Source organism: Corynebacterium sp. HMSC063G05 (genome assembly GCF_001810555.1).
In the GTDB taxonomy this organism is placed as follows: Bacteria; Actinomycetota; Actinomycetes; order Mycobacteriales; family Mycobacteriaceae; genus Corynebacterium; species Corynebacterium jeikeium_D.
Genome location: NZ_KV801846.1, coordinates 1 through 15224 on the forward strand (window position 1 = coordinate 1; position 15224 = coordinate 15224).

The following is a 15224-nucleotide window of genomic DNA, read 5'->3' on the forward strand; positions in this document are numbered from 1 at the left end:
CCGGATTATGGAAATGTTCACGCAGATAAGCCATGCCGGGCACGGTGACCGCGCCCCGTGAGGGGGCACCATCGTGGTAACGGGGGAGGGGGTAATTTCAGTGAATTGAGCCTTGCGTAAGGCGATAAGCATTGCCTAACCTAATTCTGTTTCAGGTGGTGTTCCCGATCGGGAACCGGCAACGGAAGCGAGGCGGCGACGATGAACGGAAAACGTGGATCGACCGGAGAGCCCCTCTCCGGAGGGGGAGTCGGGGACGCGGTGGCGTCGCAGACAGATGACGGGCGGTTGGTGCACGTCGCACCGGTCGCAGCGGGTGGCCGACCATCCACCCGCGACATGCTCGTCGCCGCCGCGATCGGCGTTGCGGGGTCTCTCATCATCGTGCCCCTGACCTACCTGCAGGTGTTCGCTGGCATCGCCCACGTTTATCTCGTCGCGGCGACGCTCGGGTTGTGGTTCCTGCAGTGCGTTGTTCCCCTCATCGTCGTCCGCAAGCTTGGCGCGAGCCTCATCGCGTGCCTTGCCATGGGCGTCGTGTCCGCGGCGACCACCCCGTTCGGCGTCGCCGCAATCGGGGCGCTGATTATGGAAGGATTGCTCATCGAGCTTCCGTTCATGGTCACCCTGTACCGGCGGTGGACGCGTCCCCAGTTCGTGGCCTCGGCGATGTTGTTCTCCGCGCTGATGGGAACGATGGCCCCGCGCGCAGTCGGCGTCGACTCGCCGACCACGCCCATGACCCTGATCAGCTTCGCCGTAGCCTTGGCATCGAGCTTGGTGTTTTTGGTCCTGGGCTTTGCCGTCGCAAAGGGGCTTCGCAGCCGCGGGGTCACCCGGTGACCGGCGGAGCACCCGCGTGCGCCGGTGCGACACGCGGGACGGCCCCGGCCCGGTTACGGGTTAGTGGTGCAGGTGTGCGGCACGCCGATGGGCGATGGGCACCCGACATGGTGGATCTCTCCTTCGATTTCGGCACGATCAACGCCATCACGGGACCCGTGGGATGCGGAAAGACGAGCCTGGCCCACCTCATCGCTGGACTGATCCCCTCGCACATCCCCATCGACCATGCCGGATTCGTGCACATCATCGATGCCGACGGCACCGAACGCCCCGTGGACGGGGACCGGGTCACCTTCGTCGGGCAAGACCCGGCGACGCAGGTGCTCACGCTCCGAGTCGTCGATGACGTGGCCATGGCCCTCGAGTTTTCCCTCGTGGAAGCCGGCATCGTCGCCAAGCAATCAGCCGAGGCCCTATCGGAGCTCGGGCTGTCAGAGCTCGCGGAGAAGGATCCGTGGGCTTTGTCGGGCGGGCAACGCCAGCGGATGGCCATCGCCGGTGCGGTGGCCAGGGCGCCGGAGGTCATGATCTTCGACGAGCCCGCGGCCCACGTCGACGAGGACGGTCGCCGGTCGCTGTTCGCCGCCATCCGTGATTTGCGGGCCCCGGGGCGCGTTATCCTGCTCATCGAGCACGACCTCCGCCCGTTCGACGGGTGGGTCGACACGGTGACGGTCCTCGATGCGGACGGGAGCGTCGCCGCCCACGGAGCGCCGGATGGCATCGCGGTGAAGGGCATTGCGACGACGGCCGCGACCGCCGGAACGCCGGACGCCAGTACGCCGGGCACGGGGGCGCCGGACCGTCCCGATCCGGAATCGGAGGCGGATGCCGTTCCACTGCTGGCCTTGACCGGAACCCACGTGGCCCGAGGCGGGGAGAGGATCCTGAACGGGGCCGATCTGACACTGGAACGGGGCGAGATTCATGCCCTAGTCGGTGCCAACGGAGCCGGTAAGTCCACCTTGCTGGCGGTGCTGTCGGGCCAGATGACGGCGGGAGCGGACCTCCGGATTGACGGCGCGTCCGCCCGGCGCGTGCCCGACGCCTTCGCGTCGTTGGCGTTCCAGAACCCCGAGCACCAGTTCACCCGCGCGACCGTCGCCGCGGAAATCGACTCCGCGCTGGCCGGCACGGACCCGCACGGACCACTCGGCGCCGATGAGCTGCGGAAACTGCGGGAAGCCCTGTGCCCCCGGGCACTTGACCCCGTCTCGCCGTTCGTCCTGTCGGGCGGACAGAAAAGACGGTTGGGCATCTTCCTGGCGGTGGCGGCCAATCGCCGTTTGCTGCTTCTCGACGAGCCGTTGGCGCACCTGGATTCGCCGAGCTCGCGCATCGTACTGGATGCCCTAGCGGAATACGCCGGGGCCGGCGGAACCGTTGTGTTCACGTGCCACGACCGCCGTGCCGCGCGAACGTGGGCGGATCGGGCGAGCATCGTCGCCGAAGGGAAGGTCGCCTGGTCCGGTCCCGCAGCCGACGTGCCGGCTTCCCCGGAGTCGTCCCGGCGGGATCGTGCACTGCCCGCGGCCGGCGCACGGACGTCCTTGGACGAAAGCCCCTGGACCAGTGGATCCGCCGCTCGAAGGCGCGCGGGGTTGAACGCCATCACGATTGTCGCGGCGGTGATGCTCGTCCTCGTCGCCGGGCTGCTCTACGGCGGAGACGCCGTTCTCGCCCTGACGGTGGTCGCGTTCCTCGCACTCGCTGCGATCGCGGAACGCGACGTTCGGGCGACGGCGGGGAAGGTCCTTCTCGTCCTGTTAATCGGGGTGTTCTTCGGCCTGCTCGGGTGGCGCTCCGAGTTCTACGGAGGTGGGGATGCGGCGGAGGCCGTCCGCCACGGCATCCATCACGGACTGCTGCTGACGGCCGTGTTCGCGGGGACGGTCCTGGTCTCCGCGTGCATGCGCGTCGAGGAGCTTTTCGACGCCATGGTGCAACGCCTCCGGGTGCCCTACACATGGTGCACCATAGCGATTTCCGGGGTGAGCATCGCGGCGTTCCTGCGCAGCGAAATCCCCCATCTGACATGGGCGATTAGATTGCGCTCAATGCGACCGGGGCAGTCTTTCCGCTCCGGCTTCATCCGCGCGACGACGCCCGCGCGCATCGCCTTTCCCCTGTTCGTCAGCGCCGTGCGCTGCGCCGAAAAGCTGTCCCTGACCCTGGCGATGCGCAACTTCGGCCGCCATCCGCGGCGCACCTTCCGCACCGATTACCCCTGGCGAGTGCGTGACGGGTTCGTGGCCGCAGCGTCCGCCGCGGCCTTCGTCGCCGCCCTGGTGTCCGCAGTGACTTGACGGGCACCCGGAACCGGCGGGTCCCGGGCCCGCGAGCGTTTCCGAGCTTGTGCGGAGACGCGCCCCACCCAGTTTCGTCACCCTTTCAACCCTTCAGACACATCCGCCGGGTCACGCCATGCGGCCCGGTCCGCCCGGCACCGGCATGGCGCCGACAACCGAAAGAGGTACCAATGAACACGATCCGGACCATCAGCGACGTGCTTCGGGACAAGGCCGATGAGACGAAAAAGGGGATCACCTTCGTCGAGAATCGGCGGGACGTCTTCGTCCCGTATGGCCGGGTCCATGCGGAGGCGGTGGCGGGCCCGGTTGACGTCGACAGGGTGCGGACGCTCTCGGACATGATGCCCGGGGCCCCGATCCTGGTCGACGAACGCAGTCACACGCTGCTCACCGGCGCAAACGGTGCCGTGGTCGTGGGCGAGGACCGGCTGCTCGACGTGTCCATCGTCAATGACGCTGCCGCGGAACCGGGTGCGGCGATGCCGGGTGATGCTGAATCGGACTTCTCTCAGGCGGGGGACGTGGATTCCGGGGATGGCTCCGGGGCGGTCCCCGCGTTCCCGGTGCGAGGTGGGACGGCCGGCGAAGCCCTTATCCAGTTTTCGTCCGGCTCCACGGGATCGCCAAAGGGCGTCATCGTAACCAACGAGTCCGTGCTGAACGGTCTGCGCGCGACGATCCCACGCCACGCACACCGGTACGAGAACAAGATGCTCACGTGGCTACCTTTGACCCACAACCTTTCGCTGATCGGCTTCCACGTCTACGCCCTTTTTTGTGGTTACGACCAGGTGTTGCTGCCGGTTTCCGAGGTGGTCGCCGATCCCCCGAGGTGGTTCGAGGCCGTGACCAGGCACCGGCCGAAACGACCGTCGTCCGGGCGACCGGCCCGGGTTCCTACAAAATGACCGCGGCGATTGCTGCCGCCACCGTTGTGGCGGTCGCGGGGAAGCCGGTCGCGCCGGGGTGCCGGGATCTCGTCGGCCACCCCCGGCTCCTCGAACCGGTCCTCGCCTTCGCCCGCGATGCGGGCATCCATATCGAGGTGCCGCATGACAACCCGACCACGGGGCCGCTGCCGACAGCGGCCCACTGCGATACCAAAGGAAAGGGGAAACGATGACGGATCAAGCTGAACGAGGTGCGGCGATTGTCGTCCGCGACCTCACGAAGAGCTACCCGATTGCGGGCAAAGCGGGCACCCCGCCCGAAGGCGGGGCAGGTGCCCCGCCGGCCGGCGGCCGCAAGGGAAAGCGCGGTGCCCGGATGCGCAAGCATGTGCTCGACGGCGTGAGTTTCACCGTGCCCACCGGGGCGATCGTGTCGTTCCTCGGCCACAACGGTGCAGGCAAGACCACCCTCATCCGAATCCTGTCGACGCTCATCACCGCCGACTCCGGCGAGGTGAGCATCTTCTCGCGCGATGTGAAAGAGGACCCGGCGGGCGTGCGCGCTGACATTGCCACCACCGGCCAATTCGCGGCGATCGACGAGAACCTCACCGGCCGGGAGAACCTGGAGTTCTTCGGGCGGCTGCGCGGACTCGACCGCGCCGCCGCGGCCGCCCGCGCGACGGAACTGCTCGCGCAATTCTCGCTCGCGGACAGTGCCTCGACGCTGGCGTCGGCCTATTCGGGTGGCATGCGGCGCCGCCTCGACATCGCCGCGTCGCTGTGCGTCGTGCCCAGGCTGCTGTTCCTCGACGAACCCACGACGGGGCTGGACCCGGTCAGCCGCGAAGAGCTGTGGGGCTTCATCCGGCAACTGCGGGACGACGGAATGACCCTGGTGCTGACCACCCAGTACCTGGAAGAGGCGGAGGCGCTGGCAGACCACGTCCATCTGCTCAAGGATCGCCGCATCGTCGCCAGCGGAACGCCGGAGGAATTGCGCCGCGACTTCGGGTCGCACGTGCTCCGCGTGTCCTTTGCCACCGCCGCCGAGGCGGAGGCGTTCGCCCGCTGCCTCGGGGGAACGTGCCTGGACGGCGCCCGCGTCGCGGGGAAGTCGGTGTCCCTCGACGTCGACCCCGGACCGCGGGTCCTCGAGGCGGTGGCGCAGGCGATGGAGGCCTCGGAAGCGTCGCCGGATTCGCTGAGCGTGTCGCCGCCCACCCTCAACGAGGTGTTCATATCGATGAACGCAGGGGGTGCGGCGCGATGAGTGCGACGTCGGTCGCGGCGTTTCTCCGTCGGGATCTGCTGCTGTTGCGACGCAACACCGCGTCGCTGATCTCCATGTTCGTAGTTCCGCCGCTCTTCCTGCTGTGCCTGTACGCGGTGTTTGGGTACTCGGCGGGGCAATCCGGCTTCGGGTACCTGCGTTTCGTGCTCGGCGGCTGCCTGTTCCAGGCGGCGATGTTCACCGCCGCGGCGTCGGCGATGGCGGTGGGACAGGACGTCGAGTCCGGGCTCGTTGACCGCGTGCGCGTGTTGCCCGGGGCCACAGGCGGCTATGTCGCCGGCAGGCTCGCCACCGATGTGCTGCGGATGTCCGCGTCGATCGCGGCGCTGCTGGTCGTCGCGTGGTCCTGCGGCCTCGACATGGCTATCGGTGACGTCGCGTGGACTGTCCTGTGGTCGCTGCTCGCCGCGGCGGTCCTGTCCCTGGTCACGGACGGGGTGATCCTGATGGTGCCCGCCCCGGTGTCGACGGCCTCATCGATCCAGGCGCTGGAAATGCTGCTGCTCATGTTCTCCACCGCGTTCATTCCGGCGACCGCTTTGGACGGCTCCCTTCGCGACGTCGTGCGCCACATGCCTTTTTCGCCGGTGATCGAGGTGATTAGGGCGGCGTCCCCGGACGCCTTCCCGGATCGCGCCGGGGAAGAGGCCGCCCTGTGGCTCGGTGTCGCGGCGGTCGCCGGAATCGTCCTGTTCATCCGCCGGTTCACCTCGAGGAGCGAATCATGATCGGCCCCATCTTCGTGCATCTGCGGCGCATTGCCCACATTTGGCTGCGGCGCCCCGACTTCTGGTTCATGACGTTCATTGCTCCGCTCGTGTACCTGTTCATCGTCAACCGCATGTTCGGTGGCCTGGTCAGGCAGCTCACCGGAGAGTTCGAACTCCCGAACGCGGTCATCCTGGTCGTGACGGCGTGGGCATTCATCCTGGCCATCACGGGATCGTCCACCGTGTTCGTTGAACGCAGCAATGGCCTCCACGAGCGGTTGATCACCATGCCGGCGCCGTACGCGGCCGTGCCGGCCGCACGGATCATCGCCGAGTTTATCCGGATCATGGCGATGACGGCCGTCGTCGTGGCGGTGGCCGCCTTGCTTTCCGACAGCCCCCCTGAGGCGTCCTGGTGGTGGAGGATCGCGATGACCGGCGCGATGGTTGCCGCGGCGGCCGCATGCACCGGCACGTACATCGCGTTCTCCATCACCAGCCCCCAGGGCTCCGTGGCCCTCATCCCGTTAATCATCGTTGCGATGTTCGTCAACACGGTGCTCATGCCCGCCGACCACTTCCGTCCTCTCCTGCGCGGAATCGCCGGGCACACCCCCGTATCCGCGGCCGGCGAGGCCGTCAACGGCACCGGGGCTGCGGGTCTGGTGGTCTGCGCGGCCTGGTTCTTAGGCATCGCCGTGCTCGCGGCGTGGGGCATCGCCGTGAAAACGAGGCCGGGGGAGTCTGCATGACGGGCACGTCCACGGGGGCATCGCCGCCGATGACGGCCCGCGAACCCGAGCACCTAACCCGAAACCGCCGCGTGGACGCGGCCCACACACCCCGGAGACAGAACCAGATGAAGTCGATTGCCCAGATCGTCCAGAACAACCGCAGACTCCTCGCGGCCTACCAGGACAAGGTCCAGCCGAGGTTCCTCAGCCGCTATGCGCGTGAACCGATGGACGCCGCCGCCGTCGAAGGGCTCGGGGCCCGGACGGAATTCCACGTCGCCGACGTCCTCGCGCCGCTCGCGGGAGAGCCCGGCGGGACCGATGAAATCTGGGTGTGCGGCGCGCTCCACCAAATGAAGGATGCGGGTGCTGTGCTCGGCAGGGTCGCCGGGCTGCTCGCCGACGGCGGCATCGCTTACGTGCAGACGTTCGCCGAGGATCCCGACGTGAACGAGCGGGTCGACATGGCCGTCATGGCGAAGATGGGCCACCGGGTGTTCCGGGGCAGCGAGCTCGAGGACCTCGCCGAAGCCAACGGGCTGAAGCTGGGCGGAGCCTCACGCGCCGGCATGGTGTACTTCTGCACTCTCACGAAGAAAAGCACGATCGGGGAGGCGGGCAAGTGAGCGCCGTGGACGGGACCGTAAGCCCGTGGTCGCTGCTCGCCCCGATCCGGACCCGGATGCGTGCGGTGGTCGCGTTATCCGTCCTGTCGTCGGTGGCTACCGTCGCTTCGCTGGTCGGCATCATCGACATCGCGATGACGTACCCGGAGGCCCCGGAGCATCGGACGTGGTTGGCCGTGGCTGTCATCGTCGTCGCCGCAACGGTGCGCATGGCCGCGGACGGCGCCGCCGGCATGCTCTCGCACCGGGCGGATAACGACCTGCAGCTCCACCTTCGGCGCCGGCTGGTCGCCCAAATCCGGAAGTTGCCGCTGGGCTGGCTGGACGCCCGGCGCTCGTCGGGAATCATCGGGTCGGTTGAGAAGGACGTCGCGGCTATCCACCAGCTCATGGGCCACACCGTCGGTGAGACCGTGGTGGCGGTGCTGGTTCCCATGCTTTCCCTCATCGCGCTCGTTGCGGTGGATTGGCGGATTGCGGCGGTGGCGGTCGTCCCGGTGCTGGTCACCTTCGCCCTGATGGGCGTGATGATTTCGCGCGGAGCCGGTCTTCAGCGCGACTACGAGCGAGCCTCCGAAGGAGTGACGGCCGCGGTCATCGAGTTGGTGCGAGGTATCTCAGTGATGAAGTCCTTCGGACGCGCCAACCAGGGCGCGGGTCGCTACGATGCCGCGGCGCTGTCGTTCGTCCGTGCGTGGTCTGCCTGGTCCCGGCAGTCGAACATCTATCTCGGGGTCATCGACGTGGTGACGTCCCCGATCACAGTCCTCGCAGTGGTGTGCGGGGCCGGCCTCGCTCTGAGGGACGCCGCGGGCGGCCTACCGGAGGGGCTCGTCGCCGGGCTGGTTCTCGGCCTTGGACTCTCCGCGGCGATCGTGCGGGTGGCCATGAACTCCGAACCCATCATCGCGGGGATCGCTGCCCTGAAGTCCATCGCGGAGGTGCTGGGCACGCCGCCGATCGTCGAGCCCGCCGATCCGGTGCCCGCGCGCGGAGGCGCGCTCGAGGCCCGGAACCTGGTCTTCTCCTACGGCGATGGGCCGCGGGTCCTCGACGGGATGTCCGCGACGTTCGAACCGGGGACCCTCACTGCGCTGGTGGGGTCCTCCGGTTCCGGAAAGTCCACCGTCGCCCGGCTGTTGGCGCGTTTCTACGACCCCGTTGAAGGCTCGGTGCTGCTGGGCGGCGCCGATCTTCGCGACATCGCCGTGCGTGACGTGCACCGCTCGGTGTCGGTGGTGTTCCAAGATCCGCAGTTGCTCACGCTGCCGTTGCGGGAGAACATCCGGCTGGCCAGGAGAGACGCCACCGACGGCGAAATCATGGCGGCCGCGAAGCTCGCGAACCTCGATGCGGTCATCGCGGCGCTGCCGAAGGGCCTGGATTCGGTGGTCAACGTCGACGTGACCTTTTCCGGTGGTGAGGCGCAGCGCGTGGCCATCGCGAGGTCGATCGTCACGGACGCGCCGGTGCTCATCTTCGACGAGGCAACCGCTTACGCGGATCCGGCTTCCGAGGCCCTCATCCAGTCCGCAATCGAGCGTTTGGCCCGTTCACGGACGGTGATTGTGATCGCGCACAGGTTGAGCACGATCCGCAACGCCGACCGCATCCTCGTTCTCGACGGGGGAGCGGTCGCGGAGGCGGGTACCCACGACGAGTTGCTTGCGCGCGGTGGCCGCTACCGGGATTTGTGGCGCGCGTTCGCGCTCGACGACGAACCATCCGCCCCGCGGGGCACTGAATTAGACGATGAAAAGGCGGGGAACCGATGATTCGGGACTTGTGGTCGATGACGGATCGGCGCTCGAGAATGACGCTGGCGTGGCTCATTGCGTTGGCCGCGCTTGCCGCGCTGGCTCACGGAGCGGCGTTCGTCGCGCTGCTGCCGCTGCTGTCGGCTCTGGCCGAGGGAGATGATGCGACGGCGTGGCGTTTCACCGGCGTCATCGCCGGCCTCGCGGCCGCCCATGCGGTGCTGTCTCTCGCCGCGGGGACGGTCGGCAGGGCGAATTCCGCAGCGGTGCTGTCGTCCCTGCTGCGTTCCCTGGGCGAACGCGTGCTGACGTTGCCACTCGGGTACGTCACCAAGTCCACGGCCGGCCGCTTTTCGGAGATGGCATCGTCGGGTATCGCGTTCGCGGCGTCCGTGCCGCACGTGATCCTGCGGCCTGTCATCGCCGCGGCGGTTGCGCCGACCGTCATCGCCTTCGGAATTCTGGCGGTGGATTGGCGCGTCGGTTTGGTTCTCGTCGCGTCGGCGCCGGTGATCTTCTTCGCCTACCGGGCCATTGGTCGGGTCGGCGGGGAGTCGGACGAAGCGCATGCTGACGCCGTCGCTGCCGTCTCCGGCAGGCTGATCGAGTTCACCCGCTGCCAGCAGGCGATTCGCGCCGCGGGCGACGGTTCGGCGGCGGACGCGATGGTGGATGAGGCAATCCGGGCCCAACACGATGCGTTCGCGAAGGCGACGTCGACGCAGGGGGCGGCCATCGGACGACTGGGTTCGGTCGTCCATGCGGTGTTCACGGCGGCGGTGATAGTCGCCGTGGCAGTCGCCGCGACGGGCGGGATGGCGCCGGCGCATTTGGCGCCGATGCTCATCGTGGTCGTCCAGTTCACCGGACCGATCACCACGGCGGGAGCGTTGTCCGGCGGTTTCGGTGCGGGCCGCAACACGTTGGCTGCGTTGCGTGACCTGCGGGCAATCCCCGCCCTTCCCGAACCTGCCGCACCGGAGCTGCCCGACGGGCATGACGTGGAGTTCCGCGACGTGAGCTTCGGGTACGGGGATAAGAAGGTTCTCGACGGCGTCAGCTTCCGTGCACCTCAGGGAGCGCTGGTTGCCGTAGTGGGACCGTCGGGGGCGGGCAAGACGACGGTCATGCGGCTGCTGTCGCGTTTTCATGATCCGGACTCGGGGGAGGTCCTCATCGGCGGGGTACCCTTGCCTCGGATTGGCACCGACGGCGTGAACTCGCTGGTGACCCCGGTGTTCCAAGAGACGTTCCTTTTCGACTCGTCCGTGCGGGACAACGTGGTCTTCGCCGATCCCGGATTCGGTTCCGAGCCCGGTGACGGGGATCGCTTGCGCGAGGCCGCCCGGCGTTCCGGGGTGGACCGCATCGTGGAGCTGCTGCCTTCCGGGTGGGATACCCCGGTGGGGGAGGAGGGGACGCTGCTGTCGGGAGGCGAGCGGCAGCGCCTCGCCATCGCCCGGGCGCTTCTGAAGGATTCCCCGGTGGTGCTTCTCGACGAGCCGACGTCCTCGCTGGATGCGGCCACTGAGCGGGCGATCGTCGGCACGATGGAGGCGTTGCGCGGCGATCGCACCGTGATTGTCGTCGCCCATCGCCTGCACACCGTTCGCGATGCCGACCTCATCGTCGTGCTTTCGGAGGACGGGACGGTCGCAGAGCGGGGCACGCACGATGAATTGCTGGCGAAGGGCGGCCGCTACGCCGAGTCGTGGGCGTGCCGGACGGGGAGCTCCTCGGGCGCCTGATCCTCATCACCTGGTCGATGCCCTCACGGGCGCCCTGCCGCAGCTTCCCGAATCCCACCGCCAGGCGCTCGGTGGACAGAGCGAAAACGCCGACGAAAACGCCGAGCAGCACGAACACCGACGAGCTGTAAAGACTGAAGCTCCCGGGAACGTGAAAATAGCCCCCTTCCCGCTACTGCTACCGCCCGTGAATCTGGTTCTGCGCAATCTCCAGCCCGTGGCTGGCGATTAGCTCCACCGCCTCCGCAGCAGTGGGCAGAGTGAAAGCGAGCTCCTCGCGTTCCTTAGCATTGAAATTACGCAGCACGTAGTCCGCCGGATCTTGGCGGCCCGGAGGACGGCCAATGCCAATACGTACCCGCATGTAGTCCTTCGTGCCCAACGACTTCGTGGTCGAGCGCAGGCCATTGTGGCCATTCTCGCCCCCGCCGCGCTTGAGGCGCACCACGCCCGGGTCCAGGTCCAGCTCATCGTGGACTACCACGACGTCGGTAGGTGCGACGTTGAAGAACTTTGTCAGCGCCGCGACCGGTCCACCTGACAGGTTCATGTACGTCCGGGGCTTAGCCAGAATCACCTGCCGCTCGCCACCGTCGGAAGTCTTGAACCGAGTCTGGACTATCTCAGCATTCGACTTCTTGTGCACGCTAAACGACGACGGCATCGGAGAAGTGCGGCTGGCTAGTTCATCTAGCACCAGATGCCCGACGTTATGGCGGGTGAGTTCATATTTGGGCCCAGGGTTGCCGAGCCCCACGACAAGCAGAGGTGTGGTGGAGGCGTTCATGAGTTCAATCTTGGCACACAGCGCGCGGACTTCTGACTTCGGGGAGTTTCAGAAAAAAGAAAGGGACGGACAAAAGTCCGTCCCTTTCTTACGCAGCTGTGTTAGCTAAGCATGCGAGAGGTTAACTACTCAGCAGCCTCTTCCTCAGCTGGCTCATCCGGGGTCTCAGCCTCGCCCATGCCCTCGATATCGGCATCGACGTCACCAGCCGGCTCTTCCTCCGGCTCGACAATGTTGAAGATGAGCAGGTCAGCGTCGTCGGTGAGGACCAGGCCCTCCGGCAGGGTAACGTCGCCGGCGTGAACCATGGTGCCGACCTCTGCACCCTCGACGGAGACCTCGATCTCTTCCGGAATAGCCAGAACCGGTGCGTTGACCAGAATGGTCTCGGCATCCTGCATGAGCAGGGCGCCCGGAGCGAGCTCGCCAGTCGGAACGACCGGAACCTCAACCTCAACCTTCTCGTCACGGTGAATGGCGAGCAGGTCAGCGTGGTCGATGTCGAGGGTCAGCGGGTTCTGGTCAACAGCCTTGACCATGGACAGCTGGGACTCACCCTCGATGTTGACGTCCAGAACAGCGTTGACACCGTGGTTACGGATGACAGCGTGGAAATCCAGAGTGTCAACGAGGATGTGCTTCGGGGCATCCAGGTCAGCGCCGTAGATGACAACCGGGATGTCGCCAGCAACGCGGGCACGGCGAGCGGCACCCTTGCCGAACTCGGTGCGGTTACGAGCATCAATCTTGATGATGTTGGGCTTTGCCATGAAAATGGACTCCTAAACGATTCGATATTGAGTCGTCGAGTCGAGCACGTGCCGCATCCATGCCACCGTGGGCGCAAAAGTTGGGCTGCGAGCGTCGCGTCGATAACGGCAACCACCTACTGTGGCCGCCCTCGCCGAGACTTACCGGAGAAATTGTAGTGGACTAACAGGTCAAACAGCAAACCCCGCCACCACCAGCAAAACTAGGTTGCTGGTCGCGGCGGGATGCCCGTCGGCAAGCGGAAAGAACTTATGCCTGACCCTCGAAGAGGGTGGTGACGGAACCGTTTTCGAAGATCTCGTGGATCGTCTTAGCCAGCAGTGGTGCGATTGGCAGGACGGTCAGGTTGTCCCAGCCCTCGGTGGACTGCGGCAAGGTATCGGTGGTGATGACCTCGCGGGCACCGCACTTCGACAGGCGCTCGCGAGCTGGGTCGGAGAAGACGCCGTGCGTGGTAGCGATGATGACATCCTCAGCGCCAGCCTCACGCAGCACCTTGACAGCGCCGGCGATGGTGCCGCCGGTGTCAATCATGTCGTCGATGAGCAGACAGGTCTTACCGGAGACCTCGCCGACCACGCGGTTGGCGACAACCTGGTTTGCGACATCGACGGAACGGGTCTTGTGAATGAAGGCCAGCGGGGCGTCGCCCAGGGTGTTGGCCCACTTCTCGGAAACCTTCACACGGCCGGCGTCAGGGGAGACCACGACCAGGTTGTCCAGGGAGTAGTTCTTCTTGATGTACTCCGACAGAATCGGCATGGCGTGCATGTGATCGACCGGGCCGTCGAAGAAGCCCTGAATCTGGTCGGTGTGGAGGTCCACGGAGACGATGCGGTCAGCGCCTGCGGTCTTGAGCAGGTCAGCGACCAGGCGAGCGGAAATCGGCTCACGGCCACGGTGCTTCTTGTCCTGGCGGGCGTATGGGAAGAACGGCAGGATAGCGGTGATGCGCTTGGCTGAACCGCGCTTGAGCGCGTCAATCATAATCAGCTGCTCGATGAGCCACTTGTTCAGCGGTGCCGGGTGCGCCTGCAGTACGAAGGCATCGGAACCGCGGACGGATTCCTCGTAGCGCACGAAGATTTCGCCGTTGGCAAAATCACGAGCGGTCATCGGAGTCAGCTCTGTGCCGAGCTCCTTGGCAACTGCCTCGCCCAATTCCGGGTGTGCCCTTCCGGAGAAGAGCATGAGGTTCTTTTGGTTATCGATCCACTGGCCGGTCATCTGCCGTCTAGCCTTCCTGGTCTTCCTTGTTGTTGTCAGCGTTGTCAGCTACCTGCGCCGCCTGCGCTGCCTCAGCAGCAGCGGTACCTGGACGCTTCCGCTCGACCCATCCCTCGATGTTGCGCTGACGGCCACCACTGACCGCCAATGCTCCCGGAGGAACGTCGTCCTTAATAACAGTACCTGCACCTGAGTACGCACCATCACCCACGGTCACCGGAGCGATGAACATGGTGTCGGAGCCGGTGCGAACATGCGAGCCGATAACGGTGCGGTGCTTGTTGACGCCGTCGTAGTTCACGAACACGCTGGAGGCACCAATGTTGGAGTGCTCGCCAATCTCCGCATCGCCGACGTAGGTCAGGTGCGGAACCTTCGAACCGTTTCCAATCTGCGCGTTCTTCGCTTCTACGAAGCCGCCGAGCTTCGCGCCGACACCGAGTTTGGTGTTCGGGCGAATGTAGGTGAACGGTCCGACCGTCGCATCCTCGCCGATCTCCGAATCGGAACCGTGTGTACGTACGACGCTGGCGCGCTTGCCGACGACCATGTTGGTCAGCGTCGTGTCCGGTCCCACGGTGGCCCCGTCGCCAATCACGGTCTTGCCGTGCAGCTGCGTGCCCGGCAGAATCGTGACGTCGCGGCCGATTTCCACCTCAACGTCAATCCACGTGGTGTCCGGATCGACGATAGTGGCGCCCCCGCGCATAGCTGCCTCGCAGGTGCGACGGTTGAGCTCACGGCCAAGGGTAGCCAGCTGGACGCGGTCATTGACACCGGCGACGACGGTGGCGTCGGCGAGGCGGTGACCGCGTACTGAGCGGTCGGCCTCACGGGCGATGCCGATGACATCGGTGAGGTAGAGCTCGCCCTGGGCATTGTTGGTGTCCAGCTGCTTGAGAGCGTTTGCCAGGGTCTCGGCATCAAATGCGTAGACACCGGAGTTGACCTCGGTGATCTCGCGTTCCTCGTCGGAGGCGTCCTTTTCCTCCACGATGCGCAGAACTTCGCCGTCGGCGTTGCGAACGATGCGGCCGTAGCCGTGCGGGTTGTCAGCAGTGGAGGTCAGCACAGTCACGGCAGCGCGTGGCTTGCGGTTGTGCTCTTCGAGCAGTGCCTGGAGCGCTTCGGAATCCAGCAGCGGAACATCGGAAGTGGTCACCAGAATGGTGCCATCGAAATTCTGCAGCTCAGGGTGTTCCAGTGCGCACTGAACAGCGTGGCCGGTACCGTTTTGTTCTTCCTGCGGGGCAATGACGACGTCGTTGGAGTGCTCGGTATCCGAAGCCCAAGTCCCGATGGCGTCGATTACCTTTTCGCGCTGGTGGCCAACGACAACAGCAATCTCTTCCGGACTAATTCCCTTGGCGGCATAGAGCGCGTGCTCCAACATGGTACGACCGCCGATAGCGTGCAGCATTTTCGGCGTATCGGATTTCATTCGGGTGCCTTGACCCGCGGCGAGAATGACCACAGCGGTGGCCGAACCGTTTGACATGAAACTTGCTACTCCTCGGTCAGG

14 protein-coding genes are annotated in these 15224 nt (G+C 66.0%); 10 read left to right on the forward strand and 4 right to left on the reverse strand.

The genetic code is table 11. The features are described 5' to 3' along the window. Positions 1-261 precede the first annotated feature (261 nt). The 10 genes from HMPREF2751_RS03835 (at position 262) to HMPREF2751_RS03880 (ending at position 10917) form a co-directional block, all read left to right on the forward strand. Complete coding sequence (locus tag HMPREF2751_RS03835; protein WP_224783742.1) at positions 262-843, forward strand: ECF transporter S component; 582 nt, start codon at positions 262-264, stop codon at positions 841-843. A 107-nt stretch (positions 844-950) separates the two neighbouring features. Further along, on the forward strand, positions 951-3152 hold the full coding sequence (locus tag HMPREF2751_RS03840; protein WP_246823143.1) for an ATP-binding cassette domain-containing protein: 2202 nt from the start codon (positions 951-953) through the stop codon (positions 3150-3152). Between the two features lie 173 nt (positions 3153-3325). After that, entirely contained in the window at positions 3326-4066 is a 741-nt protein-coding gene (locus tag HMPREF2751_RS03845; RefSeq protein ID WP_070438210.1) for an AMP-binding protein, read from the forward strand. After that, complete coding sequence (locus tag HMPREF2751_RS03850) at positions 4063-4281, forward strand: hypothetical protein (RefSeq protein WP_224783744.1); 219 nt, start codon at positions 4063-4065, stop codon at positions 4279-4281. Before HMPREF2751_RS03845 ends, HMPREF2751_RS03850 begins: the two co-directional genes overlap by 4 nt. Continuing rightward, entirely contained in the window at positions 4278-5321 is a 1044-nt protein-coding gene (locus HMPREF2751_RS03855; protein ID WP_070438215.1) for an ABC transporter ATP-binding protein, read from the forward strand. The genes HMPREF2751_RS03850 and HMPREF2751_RS03855 overlap by 4 nt, the downstream gene beginning before the upstream one ends. After that, complete coding sequence (locus tag HMPREF2751_RS03860; RefSeq protein WP_070438218.1) at positions 5318-6070, forward strand: ABC transporter permease; 753 nt, start codon at positions 5318-5320, stop codon at positions 6068-6070. Before HMPREF2751_RS03855 ends, HMPREF2751_RS03860 begins: the two co-directional genes overlap by 4 nt. Further along, a complete protein-coding gene (locus tag HMPREF2751_RS03865) occupies positions 6067-6804 on the forward strand; it encodes an ABC transporter permease (RefSeq protein ID WP_070438221.1) in 738 nt (245 codons plus the stop codon). Before HMPREF2751_RS03860 ends, HMPREF2751_RS03865 begins: the two co-directional genes overlap by 4 nt. Positions 6805-6911: 107 nt before the next feature. After that, positions 6912-7412, forward strand: a complete 501-nt coding sequence (locus tag HMPREF2751_RS03870; RefSeq protein WP_070549420.1) for a class I SAM-dependent methyltransferase — start codon at positions 6912-6914, stop codon at positions 7410-7412. Further along, the gene (locus tag HMPREF2751_RS03875; RefSeq protein ID WP_070549403.1) at positions 7409-9187 is read left to right on the forward strand and encodes an ABC transporter ATP-binding protein; all 1779 of its coding nucleotides are present in this window, start codon (positions 7409-7411) and stop codon (positions 9185-9187) included. Before HMPREF2751_RS03870 ends, HMPREF2751_RS03875 begins: the two co-directional genes overlap by 4 nt. After that, complete coding sequence (locus HMPREF2751_RS03880) at positions 9184-10917, forward strand: ABC transporter ATP-binding protein (RefSeq protein ID WP_049172232.1); 1734 nt, start codon at positions 9184-9186, stop codon at positions 10915-10917. The genes HMPREF2751_RS03875 and HMPREF2751_RS03880 overlap by 4 nt, the downstream gene beginning before the upstream one ends. Positions 10918-11095: 178 nt before the next feature. On the opposite strand, the gene pth is transcribed toward HMPREF2751_RS03880, so the two are convergent. From pth to glmU, 4 genes are all read right to left on the reverse strand, one after another. Next, on the reverse strand, positions 11096-11704 hold the full coding sequence (gene pth, locus HMPREF2751_RS03885; protein ID WP_049172234.1) for an aminoacyl-tRNA hydrolase: 609 nt from the start codon (positions 11702-11704) through the stop codon (positions 11096-11098). 125 nt (positions 11705-11829) lie between these two features. Then, positions 11830-12474, reverse strand: a complete 645-nt coding sequence (locus HMPREF2751_RS03890) for a 50S ribosomal protein L25/general stress protein Ctc (protein ID WP_049172236.1) — start codon at positions 12472-12474, stop codon at positions 11830-11832. Between the two features lie 250 nt (positions 12475-12724). After that, positions 12725-13702, reverse strand: coding sequence for a ribose-phosphate diphosphokinase (locus tag HMPREF2751_RS03895; protein WP_016423206.1), 978 nt, complete (start codon positions 13700-13702; stop codon positions 12725-12727). A 7-nt stretch (positions 13703-13709) separates the two neighbouring features. After that, positions 13710-15200, reverse strand: a complete 1491-nt coding sequence (glmU, locus tag HMPREF2751_RS03900) for a bifunctional UDP-N-acetylglucosamine diphosphorylase/glucosamine-1-phosphate N-acetyltransferase GlmU (protein WP_070595506.1) — start codon at positions 15198-15200, stop codon at positions 13710-13712. Positions 15201-15224 lie beyond the last annotated feature (24 nt).